Here is a 25,152-nt window from a genome sequence, read left to right on the forward strand (position 1 = left end):
AAGCCAACTTAACCATTGGTCCGTTTGACTGAGTAGACTTCTGGTACACTCTTAATCTTATCAACCACGGTGGTCAGCATTGAAAGGTTTGAAATTCCAAAGGAAACATGGATATTGGCAAATTTCATATCCTTGGTTGGTTGGGCATTAACTGTTGAGATATTCTTAGTCGTATTTGATAGGACTTGCAAGATATCATTCAAAAGACCAGAACGGTTGAGCCCGTAGATATCGATGTGAGCCATATACTCCTTACTTGAGAATTGGTCTTCCCATTCAACATCGAGTAGACGTTGTTCGTAATTTTCCTGTGAACGAAGGTTCATACAGTCTACACGGTGGATGGCAACTCCGCGTCCTTTGGTAATATAGCCGACGATATCATCACCTGGAACAGGGTTACAACATTTGGCAATCCGGATCAAGAGACCAGAAGCACCTTGGATGACTACTCCACCCTCATGCTTAACCTTAAGCGTGTCCTTGTTTTCAACCTTGACTTCGCCACCCTTAACCAGTTCTTCTGCTTCTGCCTTAGCTTTGGCCCGCTCTTCTTCACGACGTTCTTTCTCTGTCAAACGGTTAAAGACAGTAATAGCTCCGATTTCTCCAAAACCAATCGCCGCAAATAGCGCTTCTTCTGTCTTGTAGCTGGTTTTTTGAAGGACTTCATCCATGTGGCGTTTGTCCATAAATTTATTGGCCACATAGCCATTTTCTTGGAGCTGACTAATCAGCAATTCACGACCTTTATTGATGGACAATTCTTTATCTTGGTTTTTAAAGAACTGACGAATTTTGTTACGAGCCTTGCTGGTCTTGACCATATTAAGCCAGTCACGGCTTGGTCCAAATGAATTTGGATTAGTGATGATTTCAACCTGGTCACCCGTTTTTAACTTGGTCGTCAAGGGAACCATACGACCATTAACCTTGGCACCAGTCGCTTTTTCCCCAATCTTTGTATGAATTTCATAAGCAAAGTCAATCGGTCCAGAATCCTTTGGAAGTGAACGAACCGCCCCATCTGGAGTAAAGACATAAATCTCCTCAGCCAGATAGTTTTCCTTGACAGTATCCACAAATTCTTTGGCATCATCTGCTTGATCTTGGAGTTCCATCATCTCCTTGATCCAGTTCATTCCAATAGCAGATTCCTTGCTATTAACCTGACCCTTGATTCCTTTTTTATAAGCCCAGTGAGCCGCAACCCCGTACTCAGCAACCTCGTGCATCTCCTTAGTACGAATCTGGAACTCAATCGGCCCTTTTGGTCCATAAACAGTCGTATGGATAGACTGGTAACCATTGGCCTTACGATTGGCAATGTAGTCTTTAAAACGTCCCGGCATTGGTTTCCATAGCTCATGAACGTAACCCAACATGGCATAAACATCACTCTGAGTGTCTAGGATACAACGAATAGCAATCAGGTCATAGATCTCTTCAAAGCGTTTTTTCTTGTCCTGCATCTTGCGATAGATAGAGTAGATATGCTTTGGACGGCCATAGATTTTCCCTGTAAGGTGGCGCTCAGATGAGTATTCCTCTAGTTTCGTCACAACTTCATCGACCAAGGCTTCACGCTCTTGACGTTTTTCCTTCATCATGTGACTAATCTTGTAAAACTCAGTTGGATTGAGATAGCGGAAAGAGAGATCTTCCAGTTCCCACTTCACACTTGAAATCCCCAAACGATGAGCAAGCGGTGCATAGATTTCCATGGTTTCTCTGGAAATACGCTCCTGCTTGTCCTTACGAAGGTGCTTAAGAGTTCGCATATTGTGCAGACGGTCAGATAGTTTGACCAAGATAACACGGATATCTTCTGACATAGCCATGAGCATCTTGCGATGGTTTTCAGCCAGCTGCTCCTCGATAGACTTATACTCAACCTTACCAAGCTTGGTAACACCATCTACAATCACTCGAACATCGTGACCAAATTCGCGTTCTAAGTCATCTAAAGTAGCATCTGTGTCTTCTACCACGTCATGCAAAAAACCACAGGCAACAGTGACAGCATCTAGCTTGAGTTTAGCCAAGATACCTGCTACCTGAATAGGGTGGATAATATAAGGCTCGCCTGATTTACGATACTGGCCACTATGACATTCTACAGCGTAAACCAAGGCCTTGTGTACAAAAGCCACATCTTCTTTCGATAAATATTTTTGCGTTAAAGCGACGACTTCATCGCCTGAATAAATTACTTCTTTCGGCATGCATACTCTCCAATTCTTCCTACCATTTTAACACTTTTTTGAGGATATGAAAACTAGTAAAGCCCATTCTGTAAGAGTTTGCTAAACTTGATAAAAAAACACTACTAGAAAAACTCTAGTAGTGCTCATTGATTAAAATCTATCTTAGTAAACTGTTCTTTCAGTTTCTACGTCGAAGAAGTGTGCTTTGTTCAAGTCAAATCCAAGTTCAACTGTTGCACCTGCTTGCAAGTAGTCACGAGCGTCAACTTTTGCAACGAACTCATCTTTACCAACTTGGCAGTATAGGTGAGATTCTGAACCGAGCAATTCTGATACAGAGATTGTTGCTTTCACAACTGATTCTGGGAATGTTTCAAGGAAAGCAGGTTCTGCATTTACGTCTTCTGGACGGATACCGAAGATCAATTCTTTTCCTTCGTAGCCTTTTTCACGAAGAACTTTCAAAGCACCTTCTGGAACTTTCAAAGTAAATCCGTCAGCAACAATGCGGTCACCGTTCAATTTAACATTGATGAAGTTCATAGCTGGGCTTCCGATAAATCCTGCTACGAATTTGTTAACTGGGTTTTTGTAAACTTCTTGAGGAGTACCGATTTGTTCAACACGTCCGATAGTACCTGTACCAGCAGGGTTTTTAGTTGCTGACATGATAACGATACGGTCTGCAAGTGTCATCGCTTCTGTTTGGTCGTGAGTTACGTAGATAGTTGTAGCTCCGATACGACGGTGGATTTTAGCGATTTCAGCACGCATTGATACACGAAGTTTTGCATCCAAGTTTGACAAAGGTTCGTCCATCAAGAATACTTTTGCATCACGGACGATCGCACGACCCATGGCAACACGTTGACGTTGACCACCTGAAAGGTCAGCTGGTTTACGATCCAAGAATTCTTTCAAACCAAGAATTTCTGCTGCTTCTTGTACACGTTTGTCAATGTCTTCTTTGCTGTATTTACGCAATTTCAAACCGAAGGCCATGTTATCGTATACAGTCATGTGTGGGTAAAGAGCGTAGTTTTGGAATACCATGGCAATGTCACGGTCTTTTGGAGCCACGTCATTGACAACCACGCCATCGATAGATGCTGTACCTTCTGTGATGTCTTCAAGACCTGCAATCATACGAAGAGTAGTTGATTTACCACATCCTGAAGGTCCTACGAAAACGATAAATTCTTTGTCTTTGATGTTCAAGTTGAAATCTTCAACTGAATAGTGTTCGCTATTTGGATATTTTTTGTAAATATTTTTAAGATTTAATTCTACCATTTCGGTGAACTCCTTTTGTCATTTGATAGTTTTATTATAGATGAAAACGCTTTACATTTCTATGGCAAGGTGACCAAAAAAATAAAAAAGTTCTGTGCAACTTGCACAAAACTTTAGATTATATCTGGTAAAATCAACTGATAACACAAGGTCAAATCTGTCAATTCTTTCAACTGCAGTCCTGTCAGTTCTTCCCACTTATCAATCTTGTATTGGAGAGAATTGCGATGTAAATACAGTTGCTGAGCTGTCTTCGTAAGGACTGCGCTGTTTTCCCACAGTGAAAGGATGATTTCCTGAATCTGATCCTGGTCCACAATCATCTGATGCAGATATTCCTTGACAACTCGGAGATCCACGATTCTTTCACCCATACTCCACAGATAAAGTTGAGAAAAAGTATGAAACCCTTGATGCCCTTGTCGCCACCAGTTTTTGAACAATTCCCGTTCTGCTTTGATGAGATCTGACAGAGCCTGATATCCTGTCTGTGACCAGACCTGACCTAACATGATGGATAAACGTACTCCAAAGTCATATTCTACAGCTTCCAAGGTATCCATCAAGATAGAGCGAACGGATGTGTACTTATCCTGTTGGAGAACAAAAATGTAATCCTGCGCTCCCACCTGAAGCACTGTTTGACAATTTGGAAAGAGGGTTCCCATCATCTCTAACCAAGACGTTAAATTCTCCTGTTGAAAATAAGATAGGTGACAATAGACAAGCTGCAATTTTTTAAAGTTTTGCGGTGCCTGTCCTTTGCCTTCAATGAGATAACTATACCAAGGATTGAGGGAAATGGTTTGCTCCTGTTTAGTTAAGAGAGCTACCAGTTGTTTTTCACGCTCGCTAAGACTAGCTTCCTCAAGCAAAAGCCACTGATAATTTGACAGAGGTAGACTTAGATAACCCTCTTTATCAACTGGCTGATCTAAGATTTTACCACCAGGAAACCAATCCAGTAGTTCTTTTGCAATCATTTCTAGCCCTCCACTTTTTGGATGCACCAAGAAATCAAGGTTTCTAGGCGCTCCACATTTTCAGTCATATGAAGATAGCCCATGACCGCTTCAAAACCAGTAGACATACGATAGGTCACCACATCCGCATTCTTAGCTTTGGTATGACTGTTGGTATTGCGACCACGTTTATAGATTTCTTCTTCTTTTTCCGTTAGGACTTCTTCTTCCAGCATGAGGGAAATCAAATGTGCCTGAGCCTTAGCTGATACATACTTGGTTGCCTCTTGATGGAGTTTATTGGGCTTGGTCATACCTTTGAGAATGAGATGGCGACGAATATACATAGAATATACTGCATCTCCTTCAAAAGCTAGAGCAATCCCGTTAATGAGATTGACATCAATCACGTGTCCACCTCACTCCATCCTTGGTGTCAAGTAGCTTAATCCCTTGTGCAGCTAGTTGGTCACGGATTTGGTCAGCTGTCACAAAGTCACGATTGGCACGCGCTTCTTGGCGTTTTTGAATCAAGGCTTCAATCTCTTCATCCAAAACTTCCTCAACAAAGACCACTCCAAAAACTTCTAACATGGCTGCAAGAGCTTCCTTAACGGTTGCATCATAGTTACCTGAATTGATCCATTTTGCCATTTCAAAGACAACTGTGATTCCGTTAGCTGTATTGAAATCCTCATCCATGGCCGCTACAAACTTATCTTTAAATACCTGTAACTCTTGAGCATCTACAGTTCCAGTAAAAGGTTGTTCATAGGTGTTCTTCAAATACTTGAGATTAGTCTCCGCATCACGCACTGCTTTTTCCGTAAAATTGATAGGCTTACGGTAGTGCTGAGTCGCAAAGAAGAAACGTAATACTTGACCGTCGATAGTTTTGAGAGCATCGTGTACCGTAATGAAGTTTCCCAAAGACTTAGACATCTTGACATTGTCGATATTGACAAAGCCATTGTGCATCCAGTAGTTGGCGAAGGTCTTGCCTGTTTTAGCTTCTGACTGGGCAATTTCGTTGGTGTGGTGTGGAAACTCAAGGTCAGCACCACCACCATGAATATCGATGGTGTCTCCTAAAATCTCAGTCGACATGACTGAACACTCGATGTGCCAGCCTGGACGACCTGGTCCCCATGGACTATCCCAAGAAATCTCACCTGGTTTAGCAGCTTTCCAGAGGGCAAAGTCCACAGGATTTTCCTTACGAGCAGTTTCTTCATCTGTACGACCTGAAGCTCCTAGCTCCAAGTCTTCCAAGGTTTTATTGGCCAACTTAGCATAGTTATGAGATTTTTCTACACGAAAATAGACATCTCCTTGACTCTCATAAGCATAGCCCTTTTCAATCAAGTCTTCTACAAAGCGGATGATATCAGCCATAAACTCTACAACACGTGGATGACGAGTCGCAGGTTTAACACCCAAAGCTGTCACATCTTCACGAAAGGCAGCGATATACTTGTCCGCTACTTCCTGAGGTGTGATGCCTTCTTCCTTGGCACGGTTGATAATCTTATCATCCACATCGGTAAAGTTTGAAATGTAGGCAACCTCATAACCACGGTACTCAAAGTAGCGACGAATGGTATCGAAGGCTACTGTTGAGCGGGCATTCCCCACGTGGATATAGTTATAAACTGTTGGCCCACAGACATACATCTTAACCTTGCCGTCCTCGATTGGGATAAATTCTCGCAAATCACGAGACATGGTGTCATAGATTTTAATCATAAAATAATAGTCAGGAAAGCTAAAATTCATAAACAGATATTTTCATAACTAAACTGTTCAACTAAATTTTAGTCCGATTGCTAGTCACAAATCGGATTTCCTTGCTCCTTTCTAAACATAAAAGAAGAATACAGTAAAAAGATGAAGGGAGTCACTACGGAAGTTTTATTGCTATGTTTTCCGTTAGGCTCCCTTCCTTTCTTGTTTCGAATTTATCGTAAAGACTAGTCTAAACTAACTCTTGAGCAATGACTAGGGCAATCTCAAAGAAAGTCATAGCATCCGCTTTTCTATCCTCGCGTCTAGCATCCCATTCATGATTGTAATGGTCGACATAGTCAGCTGTGTAGAAAAATTGATAGACATTGGCTTGTCGATATTGGGCCCAGGCCATGATAGCTGAAGCTTCCATATCTACAACTCTAGCTCCTGCCGCTAGTCTTCGTTTGACCTTAGCAGCTGTCTCACGATAAAAGGCATCTGTGGTCCAAGACTTTGTTCGAATATGCTCAATACCAGCTTTATCCAAGGCTTTTTCCATAGTTAAGAGTAGAGATCGCTCATAAGCTATTTCATCACTTGCTGGAGCATAGTGATAACTAGTACCTTCATCACGTAAAGCCGAGCTTGGTAGGATAATCTTATCTGCTTGAATAGACTGGTCTAGAACTCCACAAGACCCTAAAACAATAAAGTTCTTAAATCCTCTTGCTTTGAGTTCTTCTAAGAGTCCAACAACCATTGGAGCACCAATCGTAGCCATAGCAACTGCTACCTTACTCCCATCTTTTTCATAGATATACCATGGCAGTTTGCCATTTAGATTGGTAAGATAGCCACCTTCGTAGACACCATCTATCTGCTTTACTCGTTCAAGGATTTCTCCATTAAAAGACAAGATAATGGTATCACAGATTTCTCCACCACGAAGAAGGCTTCGATCAGTTGGCTCTATAACAGCAGGTACATTTTCAAATTCTTCTAATAGCATTTATTACCCTTTCGCATTCAGATAAACCACTTGGGTTTGTTTGACAAAGCCAATCTTTTCATATAAGCGTTTGGCACCTACGTTGCTGTCCTCTACTGCAATCTGAAATTCCTTATCATTTTGCTCAATCAGTTGGTTGACGAGGGATTTAGCCAAATAGCTTCCATAGCCTTTTCCACGATTGACTTCAGCAATCGCAAGTCCATAAAGGTAATTGCATTTTCCAGACACATCGACCGTACAAACGCCAATCACTTGACCTTCTTTGAGTAATATGTAAAGCAGACTATCAGGATCCTTCAAGGCCTCCGAAATGTATCTGTGGCTCACTTCCGGTGCTTCCACTTCATCTGAAAAGGTTTGGTGGTGGAGCTGGGCAATGGCTTCAAGATAAGAAGGTTCTGCCAAGAGCACATCGACATCTGAACGGGAATCTAATGCATAAGCAGTTCGATCACGTCCTAACCAGGTTTCTGTCTCTTCATCCTCTACAAGTCCCCAGTTGCTGACAAAATCAGGATGACGGTCTAGAAAAATACGTTCTGTCTGAAAAGTAACTGAACGAATAGAAAAAGCAGCCGTTTCTTTCTCAAAACTCGTAAACAAAGCACGCGCAATTCCCTGACGGCGATGATTGGGATGAACCAGTATCGTCACTTCCACATCTTGGTCATCAGCATAGACAGTTAACAAACCAACAAGTTCGCCTTTTTCGTAAAAAAGGAAAAATGCAGGCATGCTTAGGTCAAAATTAAGCATGTTAGAAAGATAAGGATCACGATAAGTTCCATCATAGGCTTGGCAACAGTTAATTAGTTTTTTTGCCTCAAATAACTCCTCTTGGCTTAACTTATTTCTTGCTTGAATCATACAGATATCCTCTACAGCCCAGACGACCTGTGGCTGGCATCTCTCGCTTGCTCGAGTTTATTGACGTAGTATTCTCGTTTTTCTTCGACTTCGTGAATGGTTGGCTCATCCTTTTGCCCATGCACTCTGACAATCTTGGCTGGAATACCGACAACCGTCACGTCACTAGGGACATCTGCTACAACAACTGCTGCAGCACCGACCTTGGCATTTTCACCGATTTCTACAGGACCGATAACCTGGGCATGAGCTGATATAAGAGCTCCCTTACGCACGGTCGGATGGCGTTTGCCACTATCCTTCCCTGTACCACCGAGGGTTACTCCATGATAGAGAAGAACACCTTTTTCAACGATGGCTGTCTCCCCAATCACAAGTCCTGCCCCATGGTCAATGAAGACACCTGAATCGATTTGAGCTCCAGGGTGAATCTCAATCTGAGTCCAAAAACGCCAAAACTGGCTGTGCATACGAGCTAAAAGCTTAAAGCCATGTTTCCAGAGAAAATGAGAGAGACGGTGAGCAGCCAAGGCTTTCACACCAGGATAGGTCAAAAGAACCTCCAAAGTGGTGCGAGCCGCTGGATCATTTTCTTTTACGATATCAATGGTTTCACGCCACCATCCCATACAATTCTCCTTTTCTTATTCTGAGTCTTTTGGTGTTTCTGTAGTTTCTTTCTTAGGTTTGTTGTCCTTGTGATGGTGACGAGGACGATCGCCATGACGATGACCCTTTTCACCTTTTTCTTCTGAATGTTCAGGTTTCGGTGGACGTGGCAATAGTGCTTTCATCGAAGCATCTACACGACCTTTTTCGTCAATCTTGATAATCTTAACATCCACTTCATCACCAATGGCTACCAAGTCTTCGACACGGTTAGTGCGAGTCCAAGCCATTTCAGAGATGTGAACGAGAGCGTCAGTCTTGTCAAAGAGGTTGACAAAGGCACCGAATTTCTCGATACGAACCACTTTGGCATGGTAGACTTCGTCCACTTTGGCCTCACGAACCAAACCAGCAATGATTTCTTTAGCGCGGTTAATGGCAGCTTGGTCACTAGAGTAGATAGACACGTTACCTTCTTCGTCGATATCAATCTTAACGCCTGTTTCAGCGATGATCTTATCGATGGTTTCCCCACCCTTACCGATAACAATCTTAATCTTGTCCACATCAATCTTGATGGTATCAATTTTCGGAGCAGTTGGAGCCAATTCTGGACGAACTTCTGGAATGGTTGCTTCAATGACATCAAGGATTTCAAAACGAGCTTTCTTGGCTTGAGCAAGAGCTTCAGTCAAGATTTCTGCAGTAATTCCTTGGATCTTGATATCCATCTGAAGAGCTGTAATCCCATCACGAGTACCTGCAACCTTGAAGTCCATATCTCCAAAGTGGTCTTCCAAACCTTGGATATCTGTCAATACTGTATAGTTGTTTCCATCTGAGATAAGACCCATAGCAATACCAGCTACTGGCGCCTTGATTGGCACACCACCAGCCATAAGGGCAAGTGTTCCCGCACAGATAGAGGCTTGTGAAGAAGAACCGTTTGATTCCAATACTTCTGCTACCAAACGGATGGCATATGGGAATTCTTCCAAGTTTGGCAAAACTTGAGCAAGAGCACGTTCACCAAGAGCACCGTGACCAATTTCACGACGACCTGGAGCACCGTAACGTCCAGTTTCACCAACAGAGTATTGTGGGAAGTTATAGTGGTGCATGAAGCGTTTCTTGTACTCTGGATCCAAACCATCGATGATTTGCGTTTCACCCATTGGTGCCAAGGTCAAGATAGAAAGAGCTTGCGTTTGTCCACGAGTAAAGAGTCCTGAACCGTGTACGCGAGGAAGGTAGTCCACTTGTGCATCCAAAGGACGGATTTCATCGACCTTACGGCCGTCAGGACGAACCTTGTCTTCTGTAATCAAACGGCGCACTTCTGCATGTTCCATTTGTTCCAAGATTTCAGCCACATCACGCATGATACGGTCAAATTCTTCGTGGTCTGCATATTTTTCTTCGTAAATTGCTGTGACTTGGTCTTTAACTGCTTGAGTTGCAGCTTCACGCGCCAATTTTTCTTCTACTTGAACCGCTTTTTGAAGATCGCTATTGTAGGCTGCGATGATTTCAGCTTGCAATTCAGCATCTACATGAAGCAATTCTACTTCTGCTTTTTCTTTACCAACTGCTGCAACAATTTCTTCTTGGAAAGCAATCAATTCTTTAACGGCTTCGTGTCCTTTAAGAAGAGCTTCCAACATGATTTCTTCTGACAATTCTTTGGCACCAGACTCTACCATGTTGATAGCGTGCTTAGTACCAGCTACTGTCAATTCAAGAAGCGATTGCTCTGCTTGTTCTTGCGTTGGGTTGATGATGATTTGACCATCAACATAGCCCACTTGTACCCCAGCGATTGGTCCGTCAAATGGAATATCTGAGATAGAAAGTGCCAATGATGAACCAAACATAGCTGCCATTGGTGCAGATGCATTTTCATCGTAAGAAAGAACTGTGTTGATGACTTGCACTTCGTTACGGAAACCTTCCGCAAACATTGGACGGATTGGACGGTCAATCAAACGCGCTGTCAAAGTCGCATCTGTTGAAGGACGTCCTTCACGTTTCATAAAGCCACCAGGAAATTTCCCAGCCGCATACATTTTTTCTTCGTAGTTGACTTGAAGTGGGAAGAAATCCCCAGTTGCCATCTTCTTAGACATAACGGCAGCAGTCAAGACAGTTGACTCACCGTAACGCACGACAACAGAGCCATTTGCTTGCTTAGCAACCTGACCAGTCTCTACGATCAACTCACGACCCGCAAAAGTCGTTTGAAACACATGTTTTGTCATTGTAATCCCCTTTGGATTGATAATATTATACGCCTTGCCTACAAAGATCAAGATACTAAGGACGTCAAAAGCAAAGTAAAAATAGGAAACTGACGAAGTCTTCGATGAAGACAAGACAGTTTATCTTTTTTACACAGCTTTTCGGCCGGGTTCAATTACTCAAGATACAAATCATTAGAAAGGTTTGATGCTAAAACATCTAAACCTTTCACGCTAACCGCTATTAGGCGATTAGCTAAATGCTTTACTAACTCTCTCGTCAAATATCATCGATTTGACTCGCTCGTGTCGCTCTTTCCTAAAATTAGTAAGAGTCATTTAGGAAAAATTGCTACCAAAAAATCGAGAATTAGAAGATCCTAAAAACCTAAATACCCTCATCTTTGTATCAAGTACGTACAGAATCTATTTTATCATATTTTTCTTAAAAAGTGCGGTCTTTTCTATCAAAAAGGAACCATTCCTCCATGAAAAGAAGAATGGTTTGCTTTTTATTATCCTAAAGACTGGTGATTAAACAAGGCATGGGTTGCTTGATGGATATATTGGGCAGTTTCTGCATTGTTCATAGTGTAGAGATGCACACCTGCTACGTCTTGCGTTACCAAGTCCACGATTTGGTCCACGGCATAGGCAAGTCCTGCTGCTCTGAGTGACTCAGGGTCATTCTCATACTTGTCTAAGATGGCTTTAAACTTACGTGGGAGATGGATATTCTCACAAGTCTTCAAAAGACGCAGAGCTTGGTTTCGGTTGAGGATTGGCATAATCCCTGCATGAATAGGAACATCAATACCAGCCAAGGTACACTTGTCTTGGAAATCGTAGAAACGCTCATTGTCAAAGAAAAGCTGAGTGACGAGACTTGAACAGCCTGCATCTACTTTCTTCTTGAGATTTTGGATATCTGAGATTTGGTTTGGCGAATCCGGGTGCCCTTCTGGATAACAAGCTCCAATGATATCAAAGTGTGGAGCCTGCTCCTTAATGAACTCAATCAAGTCTGTGGCGTAACGAAAATCCTTTTGTGGCTCCACATCAGGAATAATATCCCCACGCAGGGCCAAGATTTTCTGTACTCCAACCTTATCCAAATCTGCAATGGTCTCAGCCACCTTATCCTTTGTCAGATAAATAGCTGGCAAATGAGCAATTGTCGGAATAGCCAAATCATTTTGGATATAGTCAGCCAAACGAACCGTCGTCTCTTTGATATTAAATTTATTATTGCTGGCAGTCACACTGATAAAGTGTGGTGCCAAATCTTGCATGTTTTGCAGAGCTGCAATAATTTTGTCATTGCCTACTGCTGGGTTTGGAGGGAAAACTTCAAATGAGAGGGACGGTGTTTGACGTGACATATATACGAACCTTTTCTAGTTGATTTCTTTTTGAGCAACCATTGTAGGGAAAAATCGAATCTTACAATTTCTCACGAGCAGCTTTTGCAGCTTCTACAAGGCGGATCAAGCTTTCTTTCGTTTCTGGGATACCACGTGTTTTCAAACCACAGTCAGGATTAATCCATACTTTCTTGCTTGGTACTTTGGCAAGGATAGCTTCGATTGTGTGGTCGATTTCGCCTTCATTAGGCACACGAGGTGAGTGGATATCGTAAACCCCAGGTCCAACTTCTGTTTGGAAGTTTTTCGCTTTGAGTTCGTCCAAGATTTCAAGGTTTGATCGGCTAGCTTCAAATGAGATAACGTCTGCATCCAAGTTGTCGATAGCTGGGATGATATCTGTAAATTCTGAGTAACACATGTGAGTGTGGATTTGAGTATCTGGCGCTACAGTTGAGTGTACCAAGCGGAAGGCAGGAATTGCCCAGTCAAGGTAGTCTTCGTACCAGTCGCTACGACGAAGTGGCAATTTTTCACGAAGAGCAGCCTCGTCGATTTGGATGATTTTCACACCTGCAGCTTCAAGGTCAAGTACTTCATCCTTGATAGCAAGGGCGATTTGAAGTGTTGAATCCTTGATAGAAATGTCTTCACGTGGGAATGACCAGTTAAGAATTGTAACAGGTCCAGTCAACATTCCTTTAACAGGTTTGTTTGTACGGCTTTGTGCGTAGCTAGACCATTTAACAGTGATTGGGTTGAGACGAGTAACATCGCCCCAGATGATTGGTGGTTTAACCCCACGCATACCGTATGATTGTACCCAACCGTTCTTAGAGAAGAGGTAACCTGACAAGTTTTGACCGAAGTACTCAACCATGTCATTACGCTCGAATTCACCGTGTACAAGCACGTCAAATCCAACTTCTTCTTGCCATTTGATCCATTCGTCGATGGTTTCAGCAAGGAAGGCATCGTATTCTTCTTGTGACAATTCACCCTTACGGAAGGCCAAACGTTTAGCACGAACTTCCTTAGTTTGAGGGAATGAACCGATAGTTGTTGTTGGAAGGGCTGGAAGTTTGAAAGCTTCTTCTTGGATAGCTTCACGTTCTGCAAAGGCTGGCAAACGAGTGTAGTCTGCGTCAGTCAATCCAGCGATACGAGCACGAAGTTCAGCATTTTCACCAACACGCTCAGTCGCAAAGAGTTCTTTGTTAGCTGCAAGGGCTTCTTCACCTTGACCGTTGCGAATAGCATCCAAGTCACGGATCTCATCCAATTTCTCAACTGCAAATGCAAAGTGGTTCAAGATAGCTGGTTCAAATTCTTCGTTAGCAGTTGTAAATGGTACATGAAGAAGTGAGCATGAGCTAGTCAATACGATATTTTCAGCTGGAATTTGCTCAAGAACAGCCAAGCTCTTTTCGTAGTTGTTGCGCCAGATGTTCTTACCATTGACAATACCTGCATAAAGAGTCTTGTCAGCTGGGAAGCCACCTTTAACGAGTTCAAGAGTTTTCTTACCTTCAACGAAGTCCAGACCGATCGCATCTACTGGCAATTTCACAAGGTCAGCGTAAACGTCACGAACGTCTCCGAAGTAAGTTTGAAGCAAGACTTCAAGACCTTTCTTATTAGCCAAAAGTTTGTTGTAAAGGTTCAAGAAAAGAGCTTTTTCTTCAGCTGTCAAATCTTTTACAAGAGCCGCTTCGTCCAATTGGATACGAGTCGCACCAAGTTCAGCTAATTTTGCAAAAACTTCTTGGTAAGCAGCTACTAAGCTGTCTACGAAGTCTTCTGCTTTCACGCCTTCTTCAAAGTCTGACAATTGAAGGAAAGTGAATGGACCTACAAGGACAGGACGAGTGTTTAAACCAAGTTCTTTGGCTTCTTGGAACTCATCAAAAATCTTGTGTCCTGCAAGTTTGACTTGAGTATCTTTTTCAAATTTAGGAACGATGTAGTGATAGTTGGTGTTAAACCATTTCTTCATTGGAAGGGCGCGAACATCCCCTTTTTCTCCTTGGTAACCACGTCCCAAAGCGAAGTAGCGCTCAAGGTCAGACAAGTCCAAGTTTTGAACTGAAGCAGGCACCACGTTGAAGAGGAAGGCTGCATCTAGGAAGTTGTCATAGTGAGAAAAGTCATTTGATGGAATTTCAGTGATGCCCTTTTCTTTGACAATGTTCCAGTGTTTCGCACGCAATTCTTTTGCAGCTGCAAGGAGTTCTTCTTCTGAGATTTCTTTTCTAAAGTATTTTTCAGTTGTAAATTTTAATTCGCGGAATTCACCCAAACGTGGGAATCCGATAATAGTAGTTGACATGTTTTGTCCTCCAAAAATTGTTGTTGAAACTATCTTAACAGAAAAGAAACTGTCTGTATAATTGTAAAAAATTAGGCTTTGGTATAGTTTGAAACTATATCGCCATTTGGAGCATAAAAAAGATTTGGAGAAGAGTCTCCAAACCCTTGAAATATAATGATTGATAGTCTTTCATGCAAACAAAGTTCACAGTCCTAGATTCGCAATTAGGAGTCTGACTATGGCTTGTTATTAGAAAAGACTATAGGTCAGTTTAATCAACTTTTTTCCTGTTCAAGTGGAACGACTGCTAGTGTCTTTCCTAAACTGGCTAAAACTTTTAAGACCGTATCCAACTGAGGACTTGTCTTTCCTGTTTCCATCCTAGCAATAACAGGCTGGCTCACTCCACTAAGTTCTTCTAGCTTTTTCTGACTAATCCCTTGCTCACGTCTAGCCTCAATCAATTCACTCATGATAGCCACTCGCATATTACTTTCAAGGATTTCCTCCTTGGTAAAGAGTTGAGACCGAACATCATTCCAATTACTCCCAATGGCACTATTTTTCATCACTTAACCCTCTTTCTTTTAAGTCCTTCAGTTCAAGCTTGGCTTTTTAAAATTATAACTTAAAAGTTATTTAAAGTAAATCCAAATACTTATAAAAAGAAGACCTTAGAAAATTCTAAAGGTCTCATTTTTATGATTCGAAAAAATTACGAAAAGAGTTAAGCATTGGAGAACATCCTAACTGTCACTCCAGCTCTATCCCCTTCTCTCGCAGATTAGCCAGACATTCCTTATAGTAGGAGTCGTCATGTTCACTATAGATAGGACTGTTCAGCTTTTCCTCTGCTAAGTCTTGATAAGGTGGGCAGGTCTTGCCACGGTAGTTCTTGTCCAGCCACTCTGGACTGACATTGTATCCACGGTCAGCCATCTCCTCCATGATCAAGTCATGATAGGCATAGAGACGATAGGGCGAGTGGGTAAAGACATAGTCCACCGTCGCATGCTTTCTGCCCCAGCCATTGCCACGCAGAGCGCAGCACTCTCGATGTTGTCCCAAGAGCTGAGGACGGGGAAGTTGTGAAATCAAAGCCTCATGCCAAAGTCTCATGGGAGTCTCCTTTCAGCAAGGTAGAATTTTGAAGATAGCTATTTGGGTAACGTTCAAGTAAAGCTCTCGTCTTAGCAATTAAGTCTTCTTTGGTGGCATGACCAGAGTGATAACGCTCCAGTAAAAACATATAATCCTTGCGTTCAGTCTCCGTTGCTTTCTTCTTGAAATAGCCCCAAATATGCTGAAAAGCATTGCAAACCTGACCTCTGTGTTCTGGAATATGGCAGGCACAGTCAATCAGTTCCTGAACATGACTTACCTCTACCACTTCTTGCTTGAGATACTGGCGAATGTCCTTGTAAATATTGCTAGAATGGCTCAAGACCAGGTATTTGTTTCTAGCCCAGAGTTGTTGACAAAGGGCACGTTGGTTGTTATTATTCATAATTGACATTATACCATGATTACTCCAGAAACTCTGCCATTTTTATATCATAAGCATTTTGAAGATTGAGCCAAGTTTGCATGGAAACTCCGCTGAGCTTGGCTAACTTATGAGCCGTTTCTTTACTAATGGACTCCTCAGCATTGATAAGCTTGCTGACAGTCTTTGCAGAAACTCCCAAACGCTCCGCAAATTCTTTCTGCGATACGTTATAATCTTCAATCAACTCTTCAACATACTGACCTGGATGAAAAGCAATCAGGTCTTTGTATTCAACAATTTTATTACTCATAGTGATTGCTAACCTCCTCTATTTTTAGAATTTCGACTTCAACGGGACTTGGAAACACCTTTTCTAAATCCTCATCACGAAATTCTACAAACAACTGGTAGAAAAACTAATCTGTTAATCTACAAATTGTTCTCTAAATTATATTTTAACGACATTATGGCTTTCAATTACTATAAACATTATCAATAGAAAAATTTTGATCTGTTTCATTAATAACAATTCTTTTACTGACACATGGATTTATACTAACACAATCTATACTTTCATGATATACATACTCTAAAACAAATTGAACAAAATCATTTGGAAAAAAAATTCTCTTTACCGGCAATCTAATTTCATTTATAAACGTTTCTAAATCTGATTGTCCCGAGTAACTTTCATCTGTTCCATTCTTTTTATTCCTTGGATGCAATCCTTTGTGCATATGTTGTAGCTCATGTACTCTTTCCTCATATCCTGTTTCGTCAAAATCAATTCTTATATAATTCATGAAACAATATAGTAAAGATTCATATCTATCCGACTTAGAAGGACTTCCTGCTAATGCATCATCATCAATAGATGGAATATAAGATAAACTACATTTTACAACACTCCCCTGATTATCAAAACAATAATAAAAGCTAATAAATGAATCATCTAACAATTTCAACTGCCAGTTTCCATTGTTTTTTATTTCTCTATACATTTCATCATAATTTTCGTAAGTAAATTTACCTGTTTTTTCCCCAATTATAGAATTATTTATTAGAGTTTGACGATTAATATTTTCATACTTTTGAAATTCTAAAATAAAAGGAGAAAGAGGTTTTAGATTAGATAAACACTCTATTTGTTGCCTAATTAATTCTAATTCAGTCATTTTTTGAACCCAATTTTTGTTTTAATAATTGTTCCAGAATCTCAACTGGTAATTCCTGAGCAGCAATAATATTATTTTCTAATTTCTCATCACTATCTCCCATAATTCTAATTGACTCTTTTTGTTGCTCTGTAGGATAAATAAATTCAAGCTTATAATCATGATCTCGAGTTGCTTCAATCTCATCTTTCAAAAAATCCACTGTTTCTCCATATAGCCAAACTTTAACTTTAGCTCGAGTCATTGCTGTAAAAATTTCATTTCTATATGTACTATTTCTATTTGAAGTTTGAATTTTATTACAATTTATTAAATACACTAAATTCGCTTCATTACCTTTTGCTCTAAAAACAGTAGTATAAATAATAGAAGTTTCTGATTTTGTCATCGAAGGCGTTTTACCACTTACAAGTTTTATATGAACATTTTTATTTAATCCAGTATTATATAATATTTGGTCAAATATTAAGCTAAATTGATTGTAATTCTTCGTTAAATTATTTCCATCCATATCAATTAACATAATATCACTTGGTTTTACATCTTCTTCTCTAAGCAATCGAATCACTTCTGTGGCAACGATATTATTTTGTGATGACTTACTAATCACATGAATGGGGGCATCTATCTCTATTCCAGTATTATTCTCTTTAGTTCTTTCCAACGTAATATAATTTCCTGCTTTGAAATCTTGTCCGATATTTTTATATCCCATATCCAATAGTGTAGTTTCATCTACAAAATTTACCAAGGGAGTTTCTGACGAATCATCAACTTTTCTATAAACACCTAAACCTATCGCATGAGCTGTAGTAAGTATTTCTTTAGGCGCCCTATAACTAATATCTAGATTAATATCCTTACATCTAGAACTTTCTCCAAATATATCAACTTTCGAAGGTATAGAAACTTGTGCTCTCAGTGATTGTAGTTCGTCATAAGCATAAATTAAGTACCCTGTATGAACATCTCTTTTAAGTGTTTCTAATGCTAGATGAAAAAAATTAATCCCAAAATCTTGTGCCTCATCAATAAAAATATAATCGTAAGTTCCCTTATAATCCACCTGTTTCTTTAGTTCTTCATGTAAATTTTTACATACAAACTCAAAAGAATCCTCTTCACCAGCCTTTTCGACAGCTTCACTATAATTAAAATACTCACTATCAGTTTGTTCACAAATATCAGAATAAAATCCTCTACTTCCTTTCCCTCCCCAAGAATGAAAAATTTTAATATTATCAAAATTTGGCTCGTTGTACCTGTCATAATCTTTATAAAAATCGGTAAACATTTTTATCATACTACTTCGTAAAGAAGTTGTATAGAAAACAAAAGCAATCTTTAAATCTGGCTCTTGAAAATGTAAATAAGCCATTTTTTTTAGCATGAGAATAGTTTTCCCACTTCCAGCAAGTCCTCTAATTCTCTGATGAGAATCAATTGTACTGTGAACCATATTGAATTGTGTTTCATCATATTTTCCAATATAATTATTTCTTTTTTTAATTAAACTACCTAAAGTAGCTTCCGAACTTATTTCTCGATCATCAGTTTTTGTTAAATTAAAGGATTGCTGAATAGCCCTATTAACTTTTAATAACGTTTCATCAGATAAAATATCATTACCTTCAAATGTTTCAACACTTAATTCTGTAGAGGTATTTAGCAACTTTACATATTCTTTAAAGTTCAAAGTAATATCTACTAAGCTAGAATCTTGCGCCAAATAATAAATAAGACTATTTGAAAATACTTTTTCTTCAATATCATTCTCGTACAGGAGGTAAATTCCCGATTTTAGCAAAATAATTGCTTTTAAAAAATCTTTTCTACCATTTTCATTTATAATTGGATAACCGCAATATATATCTCCACAATATCCACTGCTTTCTAAAATCATTATGATATTTTCTATAACTGACTGAGTTTTTTACTCAATCTTTCAGTTTCACCAAATTTACTAATCATTTTTTCCCTCTATTCTTTTATAAACCTGTCCATTCATCAGCATTGGCAAAAGCCAATCGCGCAGTTGGGTGAGTTCTTGGTTTTGTTGTTGATTGATGATTATATTCTCTAATATACTTTCAAATTTTTCAAAAATCGAAGATAAATACTTATCTTTAGGCAGAATAACATTGATTGCTTTTAAATCCTTATCACTTAAATGACCTACTGTTGTTCTTGAGACTGATTTTTCTCGCAATTTGATAAAAGGTTCAATTTGATATTTAAGCACCATATTAGGTAATTTATCACTATTTACTTTTACAACTCGTTGATTAAGATAACAATCCTCTTTAATCCAATAATTCATATGGAAATTGCCATCCATACCAATTAAAACATCACCAACATTAATTTTATATTTATCTTCTACTTCTTCTGTAGAATAATTAGTGATATCATTTCCAAGAATGTCTCTAATTCTAATCACTGGAACACCTTCGCCTGTACTATTAAAATAATCAGTACTAAAAGGATAGCCATATTGAACATCTGCAATATCAAAAAGCTTCTCCACTCCCCACCCTTCTGGGATTTCGCGTTTGAGTTCTGGGTGATAGACCATCTTGCCACCTGATGATTTGTAGGGTTTGCCATTCTGGTCTGGGAAATCAAACTGCACAAACCAGTAGTCATAGAGGGTCTTGCCCATAGCTTCCAACTCTTGGTTGATATGGTTGTTTAAAGATATTTTATCATCTAAGGCCTTTAAAATTGAAACAATATTATTTTGTTCTTGAATTGAAATATCAGGTAATGAAACTTCTCTAATAGCTTTCATTGTGATATTTTTTTGAATCGCACCTTGAATATCTCTTAGTAATATTTTTTGTCCATAATCAGATTTTAGAAAATAATATATAAATTCTTCAGAGTAACCACAATTTTCTGCTAACTCAATTTTTGCTATATTACTACCTAGATGTGCATCGTAACTAGCATCAAAAATAGCTAGGTCGCCAACAGAACCTACATATGGTAAGACCAAACATTTTTTATTTAATTTACTTCTCTCAAGTTGATTTGATAATTCTTTTGGAATGTACCAATCAAAATTCTTATCTATTTTTCCATTTTGAACAGTTTTTCCAATAAATAACGGAACATCATCTTCTGAAATTTTCTCATGAGTATTATTTCCTTGAATATATTTTGTATGTTCAAAGCCTGCTAGTTTCGTAATAAATGATATGTTTCCTAGTTTAACTTCACTCATACTTCAACCCCTTCATCTGCTCTTCAATCTCCTGCTCCAGTGCCTGCGATTGCTGGAAGAGGTCTGAGAGTTTGTTTTGAAAGGCGGTCATCTTGGCTTCAAACTCTTCTGCTGTGATATCCACATAGTCAATCTTGATGTCAAAGTACTGACCTGCGCTTAGAGAGTAGTTTTTCTCCTTGATATCCTCATAGGAGACAGTGACTGAAAAGTCCTCGACGGCTTCCTTCTTGATAAAGGTCTCGACGATTTTTTGCTCTTCCTCAAGAGAGAGGACAGTCTTTTGGTTCTTGCCTTCCTTGACCTTGGTTCCGAGGTTTGAGGCATCGATGAGGACGACATCGCCCTTATTGTTCTTATCGATAAAGAGGATGGAGACGTTGGTACCTGTCGTCGCAAAGATATTAGACGGCATAGAGACAACACCTGCCAGCATTTGATTGTCCACCAAGTGTTGGCGGATGCTCTTGTCAATCCCTGACTGGGCTGTGATAAAGCCAGTCGGCAAGACAACAGCTGCCTGACCATCTGGCTTCAAGGAGTAGATGATATGCTGAACAAAGAGCTAAATCGCCATCTTGTCCTTAGACTTGGCTGGAACCTTTGGCACACCTGCAAAGAAACGCTCACTGGCTTCTGGCAAGCTCTCCACTTGGTCACGCCACTCTGAAAAGTCCAGCTTGAAAGGAGGGTTAGACACGATATAGTCCATCTTTTCAGGATGGCGATTGGCGATAATAGTATTTCCCTGTACGATATTATGAATGGAGTGCTGTAGTCCATTCAAGATCAGATTGAGACGGAGAAGATTGGATGATTTTTGCGAGATATCCTGACTATAAACAGTGGTTTTATCCACACCGATACGACTAGCCAGGTTCATCAGCAAGGTTCCAGAACCAGCAGACGGGTCGTAGATGCGTACATTTGACGGCTGGTCATTCCCCACTAAGATATCCGCGATAATCTTAGCTACAGAGTGAGGCGTGTAGTACTCGGCATACTTGCCACCACCATCTTTATTGTAATCCTTGATCATATACTCAAAGAGAGTCGAGAAAAAGTCGAAGCCTTGTGAAAAGATATCTTCGTCAAACTTGACACGTGCAAGAAGATTGATGATAGATTTTGCCACTTCGTTACGTTTACTACTATCTGAGATGGTATCTGTAATCAAACGCTCATCAAAGAGACGAATGGCCGTATCCCCGTCTGTGTGAACGGAGAAGATATCGTTATTGTCAATGGCAATTTGGTTGAGGGTATTTTCAAAAGTTTCGTAAAAAGTCGGCTCATTTTGCTGACGGTGGAGGGTTTCGATCAACTGCTCTGGCTTGAGCCAAGCCGTACTTGTACCGATATCCTCCAAGAGCCAGTCATAGTCGTCCTCACTCATAGTCAACAAATTTTCATAGGTGTTGGACTCATCTAGGACCTTGGCTTGATACAAAAACTTATCATTTAAAAATTTGTAGAGGAAAGACTGGGTGAGGAGTTTATACTCACCCGCTTCTCCTCCTAGTCCCGCATGGGTAAAGACAGCTTTCAAATCATCTACCAAGCCTTGGACTTGGACTTTGTATGTTTCATTCATTAGTGTTGGTATTCCTCTTCATATCCTTCAAATAGTGACTCGACGATATAATTAAAATCCTCTCTTGTCAAACTACTTGCAGATTGGTTAGTTTTCATTTCAATCCGAGCTTCTTCTCGAATCATCTTCTTAAGAAAGTCCTCGTTATCGAGTACTCCTTGATTTTGACCGATTTTACGGTCTAGTCTAACTTTAGAACCCTTGATGACATGGTAAATAGCAGGATAATCACTAACCATAGTCGAGTTAGTCACGTGCTTATAGGAACGAGCTGCCATCTCATCTCCATTAAAGTTCATGGTTAGACGTCTCATACGAGTATGATAATCCTCCACGGACTTAAAGAGTTCTTCATAGTCTTTTTGGGTTTCCTTGATATTCTCCATGGTAAATCCTTCTTGGCCATGGATCAGGTGTTTTTTCATGATGCGCTGGAATTCTTCGTAGAGAGAGACCCATTCAGGATCCTTTTCATCACGTTGTTTTTTAATCCCACCTGCCACTCGACGTTTCAAATCTTCCAGGTCATTGGCTGCTAGACGAAGTTCTTCTTCTGCAATCTTGACAAAGCTAAAGCTAGTTTCAGACATGGCAAGATTTAAGAGAGTTCGACTGGAGAAGTCGTCTGGCTTATCAATTAAGGACAGTGTCAGCATGCGCCTAGATAGGATATTGAACAGGGTTGCGATCTGAGCGATGTCAATCTGCTGGAGCAGGTGTTGGTAGCCGAGGAGACGGGCGATATTGTAGTACTGCTTGATAGACTCCAAGGCCTTACGAAGATCGATTAACTGCTTCTTATCCTTGATGTCGTTGATGGCTTGGGAGAAGTATTCTAGATTATCCGTTGGATAGTCGATGAGGATATGCTCGGTCTTGCTCAACTCTTGAGAAATCTCATCTGCTGATACAAAGAGAGAGCCAAAAACGTCCTCTCCATTTTCTCCTGTCAGAGCCGTATCATACTCTTGATTGAGCTCTTCCAGATAGGCACGATTGGTCTTGTCAAACTCCTTGGAAATATCCGCAAAGTCAATGACATAGCCAAAGAGGTAGTCCTTGTAGGGGCGATTGACACGGGTTAGAGTCTGTAAAAGATTGTGAGCCTTGATCTTGCGCCCTAGATAGAGGCGCTTGAGACGAGGTGCATCAAAGCCTGTCAGGAGCATAGAGTAGACGATGATGAGGTCAATCTTGCCTTCCTTGTAGGCGTCTACCTTGTCCTTCTTCTCTTCCTTGTCTCCTTCATCATGGAGGATGAGAGCGGAAGTCAAGGTGGTTGAGCCAGCTTTGCGTTGTTCTTCTAATTGTTTTTCAAACTCACGCGCCTGCTTGGACGAGTCACAGACGATCATGCCACCAATGGTCTGGTCATCAAAGACCAAATCACGCGCTCGATTAAAATCTTCAATGATAAAATCAAGCATAGGCTCCACATAGCGAGGATGGGCAAAGATATCTTCCTTGGAAAGGTCGCCACGTTGGATTTCTTCATTGATAGATCTGAGATTATCTTTATAAGAAGTCTCAATATCTTCTCGCATCAGGCGTAGGGTAAAGCCGTCATCGATAGACTGGTTGTAATAGTATTTGTGGATGTAATCCCCAAAGATATCACGCGTGGTCGCATGACTTTCCTTGGTCTTGCCATCCTTCTTGTAGGTGATGAGGGGCGTTCCAGTCAAGGCAATCTTAATGGCCTTAGTATCTGCCTGATAGAGATTTGGCAGGTAGGAACCTCGTTCATTGTAAGAACGGTGGGCTTCATCGATAAAGTAGATATTTTGACGACTGAGATCATAGCCAGAGCGGTCTGTCAGATCCGAATCATCCTTAAACTTCTGAATATTGACCACAGCTACGTCATAGCCGTCTTGTTTTTGATTCAGTTCTTGTGGGTTCTTGATGCGCTTAACCTTGAGGCCTCGTTTGGTGAATTCCTTAAAGGCCTGATCTGCCAAGTCCAGACGATCGACAACAAAGTAAAACTGAGGAACAATTCCCTCTTTTGAGAAATAGTTTGTTAGATAGCGAATATTAAAGAAGGCCAAGGCAGTCTTACCAGAACCTTGTGTATGCCAAATCACGCCTTTTTTGACGCCTTTTGCGATGGTTTCTTCAATAGCACGAGTCGCGAAATACTGAGGATAGCGCATGACGTGCTTCTGCAATTGCATCTGACCATCCTTGCTTTCTTCTTCGACATAGACCAGACCAAAACGAAGCATAAAGAGCAGACGTTCTTTGCTATACAAAGAAGAGAGAAAGGCATTGCAAGGTGTATCAGGGTTTAGGTTTGTTGTAAACTCTGGCTGAGACTTGAGGGCAAAGCGCTTCATATCTTCTAGGACAAAGTCGATTTGCTCCTCGGTTAGCGTGGCAAGGGAATGAAGGAAATCTTCTTCTCTTTCTTCTTTGAAAGCATTAAATTTGGTTTTTGAATAGGCGTTTGAACCGTAATAAGACCCCTGCTTTTGCTGACCTTGTCCACTGATATAAGGCAAGTTGTCAGACAGAGCTATCAACTGGGTGATGTTGTTGAAACGACGGAACTTGCGGTTTTCAAAACGGTATCTGGTTCTGTCTTGTTCGGACTGTATCCCAGTCTTCCCATCACGAATAGCATTGGGCTGCTTCACTTCGATATAAGAAAGAGGCAGACCGTTTACAAATATAACGATATCTGGACGAAATTCATCCTGACCATTTTGGCAAGTAACTTCAAGTGCCAGATGGAAAGTATTAGCTTCAGGATGCTCCCAGTCAATATAAACCGCCTCTTCTTGACCTTGCAGACGTTTAAAGAAAGAACGCCCCAAGTCGTTTTGATCCAATTCCAACTTGATATTGGCTAGCTCTCTTTCAAAGTCATCCTCTGTCAAGTAGTTGTTAAATTTTAAAAATTGCTCCTTAAAAACAGATACAAGGATGTTGGTATCTGGATCTCTTTCTGCAATTTCCTTCCCATTGCGAGGAAGATAGGTATAGCCCATACGCATGAGGTGCAAGGCTGCTGGAATTTGTACCCTGGTTAATTCAGAAAAATCTTTTTTCTTTGCCATAAAAACTTCCTTTTGC

Annotated in this window: 18 protein-coding genes and 3 pseudogenes; all 21 read right to left on the reverse strand. The window is 40.4% G+C overall.

Translation table 11 applies throughout. The features are described from left to right. Positions 1–8 precede the first annotated feature (8 nt). The 21 genes and pseudogenes from QM460_RS04370 to QM460_RS04470 all read right to left on the reverse strand — a co-directional run bounded on the left by QM460_RS04370 (position 9) and on the right by QM460_RS04470 (position 25,136). Positions 9–2,225 carry a RelA/SpoT family protein gene (locus QM460_RS04370; protein WP_001123766.1) on the reverse strand — a complete coding sequence of 739 codons (2,217 nt, stop codon included), beginning with the start codon at positions 2,223–2,225 and terminating at the stop codon, positions 9–11. 144 nt (positions 2,226–2,369) lie between these two features. Further along, positions 2,370–3,500, reverse strand: coding sequence for an ABC transporter ATP-binding protein (locus QM460_RS04375; RefSeq protein ID WP_049504000.1), 1,131 nt, complete (start codon positions 3,498–3,500; stop codon positions 2,370–2,372). Positions 3,501–3,613: 113 nt separating this feature from the next. After that, positions 3,614–4,483, reverse strand: coding sequence for a helix-turn-helix domain-containing protein (locus QM460_RS04380; protein ID WP_414289344.1), 870 nt, complete (start codon positions 4,481–4,483; stop codon positions 3,614–3,616). A 2-nt stretch (positions 4,484–4,485) separates the two neighbouring features. Further along, positions 4,486–4,872 carry a Mini-ribonuclease 3 gene (locus tag QM460_RS04385; RefSeq protein WP_045763483.1) on the reverse strand — a complete coding sequence of 129 codons (387 nt, stop codon included), beginning with the start codon at positions 4,870–4,872 and terminating at the stop codon, positions 4,486–4,488. Beyond that, positions 4,865–6,208, reverse strand: a complete 1,344-nt coding sequence (cysS, locus tag QM460_RS04390; protein ID WP_414289365.1) for a cysteine--tRNA ligase — start codon at positions 6,206–6,208, stop codon at positions 4,865–4,867. Before cysS ends, QM460_RS04385 begins: the two co-directional genes overlap by 8 nt. Positions 6,209–6,437: 229 nt before the next feature. Continuing rightward, entirely contained in the window at positions 6,438–7,199 is a 762-nt protein-coding gene (locus tag QM460_RS04395) for a nucleoside phosphorylase (RefSeq protein ID WP_414289345.1), read from the reverse strand. Between the two features lie 3 nt (positions 7,200–7,202). After that, positions 7,203–8,069: a GNAT family N-acetyltransferase gene (locus QM460_RS04400; RefSeq protein ID WP_414289346.1), complete on the reverse strand. Its 867-nt coding sequence runs from the start codon at positions 8,067–8,069 to the stop codon at positions 7,203–7,205. A gap of 11 nt (positions 8,070–8,080) precedes the next feature. After that, positions 8,081–8,698 (reverse strand): serine O-acetyltransferase, encoded by a 618-nt coding sequence (gene cysE / locus QM460_RS04405; protein WP_414289347.1) that lies wholly within the window; start codon positions 8,696–8,698, stop codon positions 8,081–8,083. 15 nt (positions 8,699–8,713) lie between these two features. Further along, positions 8,714–10,936, reverse strand: a complete 2,223-nt coding sequence (gene pnp / locus QM460_RS04410) for a polyribonucleotide nucleotidyltransferase (protein WP_414289348.1) — start codon at positions 10,934–10,936, stop codon at positions 8,714–8,716. A gap of 494 nt (positions 10,937–11,430) precedes the next feature. Further along, a complete protein-coding gene (metF, locus tag QM460_RS04415; protein ID WP_414289349.1) occupies positions 11,431–12,297 on the reverse strand; it encodes a methylenetetrahydrofolate reductase [NAD(P)H] in 867 nt (288 codons plus the stop codon). A 61-nt stretch (positions 12,298–12,358) separates the two neighbouring features. Further along, positions 12,359–14,608 (reverse strand): 5-methyltetrahydropteroyltriglutamate--homocysteine S-methyltransferase, encoded by a 2,250-nt coding sequence (metE, locus tag QM460_RS04420; protein WP_414289350.1) that lies wholly within the window; start codon positions 14,606–14,608, stop codon positions 12,359–12,361. A 257-nt stretch (positions 14,609–14,865) separates the two neighbouring features. Further along, positions 14,866–15,159, reverse strand: a complete 294-nt coding sequence (locus QM460_RS04425; RefSeq protein WP_414289366.1) for a helix-turn-helix domain-containing protein — start codon at positions 15,157–15,159, stop codon at positions 14,866–14,868. 184 nt (positions 15,160–15,343) lie between these two features. After that, positions 15,344–15,709, reverse strand: a complete 366-nt coding sequence (locus tag QM460_RS04430; protein WP_414289351.1) for a TIGR02328 family protein — start codon at positions 15,707–15,709, stop codon at positions 15,344–15,346. Then, a complete protein-coding gene (locus tag QM460_RS04435) occupies positions 15,693–16,097 on the reverse strand; it encodes a YbgA family protein (protein WP_414289367.1) in 405 nt (134 codons plus the stop codon). Before QM460_RS04435 ends, QM460_RS04430 begins: the two co-directional genes overlap by 17 nt. Positions 16,098–16,119: 22 nt before the next feature. After that, positions 16,120–16,389: pseudogene (locus tag QM460_RS04440) on the reverse strand (HigA family addiction module antitoxin); the annotation flags it as partial. Continuing rightward, positions 16,382–16,489 (reverse strand): annotated as a pseudogene (locus tag QM460_RS04445) (addiction module toxin RelE); the annotation flags it as partial. The pseudogenes QM460_RS04440 and QM460_RS04445, both read right to left, overlap by 8 nt. Positions 16,490–16,552: 63 nt before the next feature. Beyond that, the gene (locus QM460_RS04450; RefSeq protein ID WP_414289352.1) at positions 16,553–17,254 is read right to left on the reverse strand and encodes a hypothetical protein; all 702 of its coding nucleotides are present in this window, start codon (positions 17,252–17,254) and stop codon (positions 16,553–16,555) included. Further along, complete coding sequence (locus QM460_RS04455) at positions 17,247–19,157, reverse strand: DEAD/DEAH box helicase (RefSeq protein ID WP_414289353.1); 1,911 nt, start codon at positions 19,155–19,157, stop codon at positions 17,247–17,249. Before QM460_RS04455 ends, QM460_RS04450 begins: the two co-directional genes overlap by 8 nt. 60 nt (positions 19,158–19,217) lie before the next feature. Then, the gene (locus QM460_RS04460) at positions 19,218–20,480 is read right to left on the reverse strand and encodes a restriction endonuclease subunit S (protein WP_414289354.1); all 1,263 of its coding nucleotides are present in this window, start codon (positions 20,478–20,480) and stop codon (positions 19,218–19,220) included. After that, a pseudogene (locus tag QM460_RS04465) lies at positions 20,473–22,074 on the reverse strand (HsdM family class I SAM-dependent methyltransferase). Before QM460_RS04465 ends, QM460_RS04460 begins: the two are co-directional and overlap by 8 nt. Beyond that, complete coding sequence (locus QM460_RS04470) at positions 22,074–25,136, reverse strand: DEAD/DEAH box helicase family protein (RefSeq protein ID WP_414289355.1); 3,063 nt, start codon at positions 25,134–25,136, stop codon at positions 22,074–22,076. Before QM460_RS04470 ends, QM460_RS04465 begins: the two are co-directional and overlap by 1 nt. Between the last annotated feature and the right edge of the window lie 16 nt (positions 25,137–25,152).

It is taken from the genome of Streptococcus infantis (genome assembly GCF_047464415.1).
Lineage (GTDB): Bacteria > Bacillota > Bacilli > Lactobacillales > Streptococcaceae > Streptococcus > Streptococcus infantis_AE.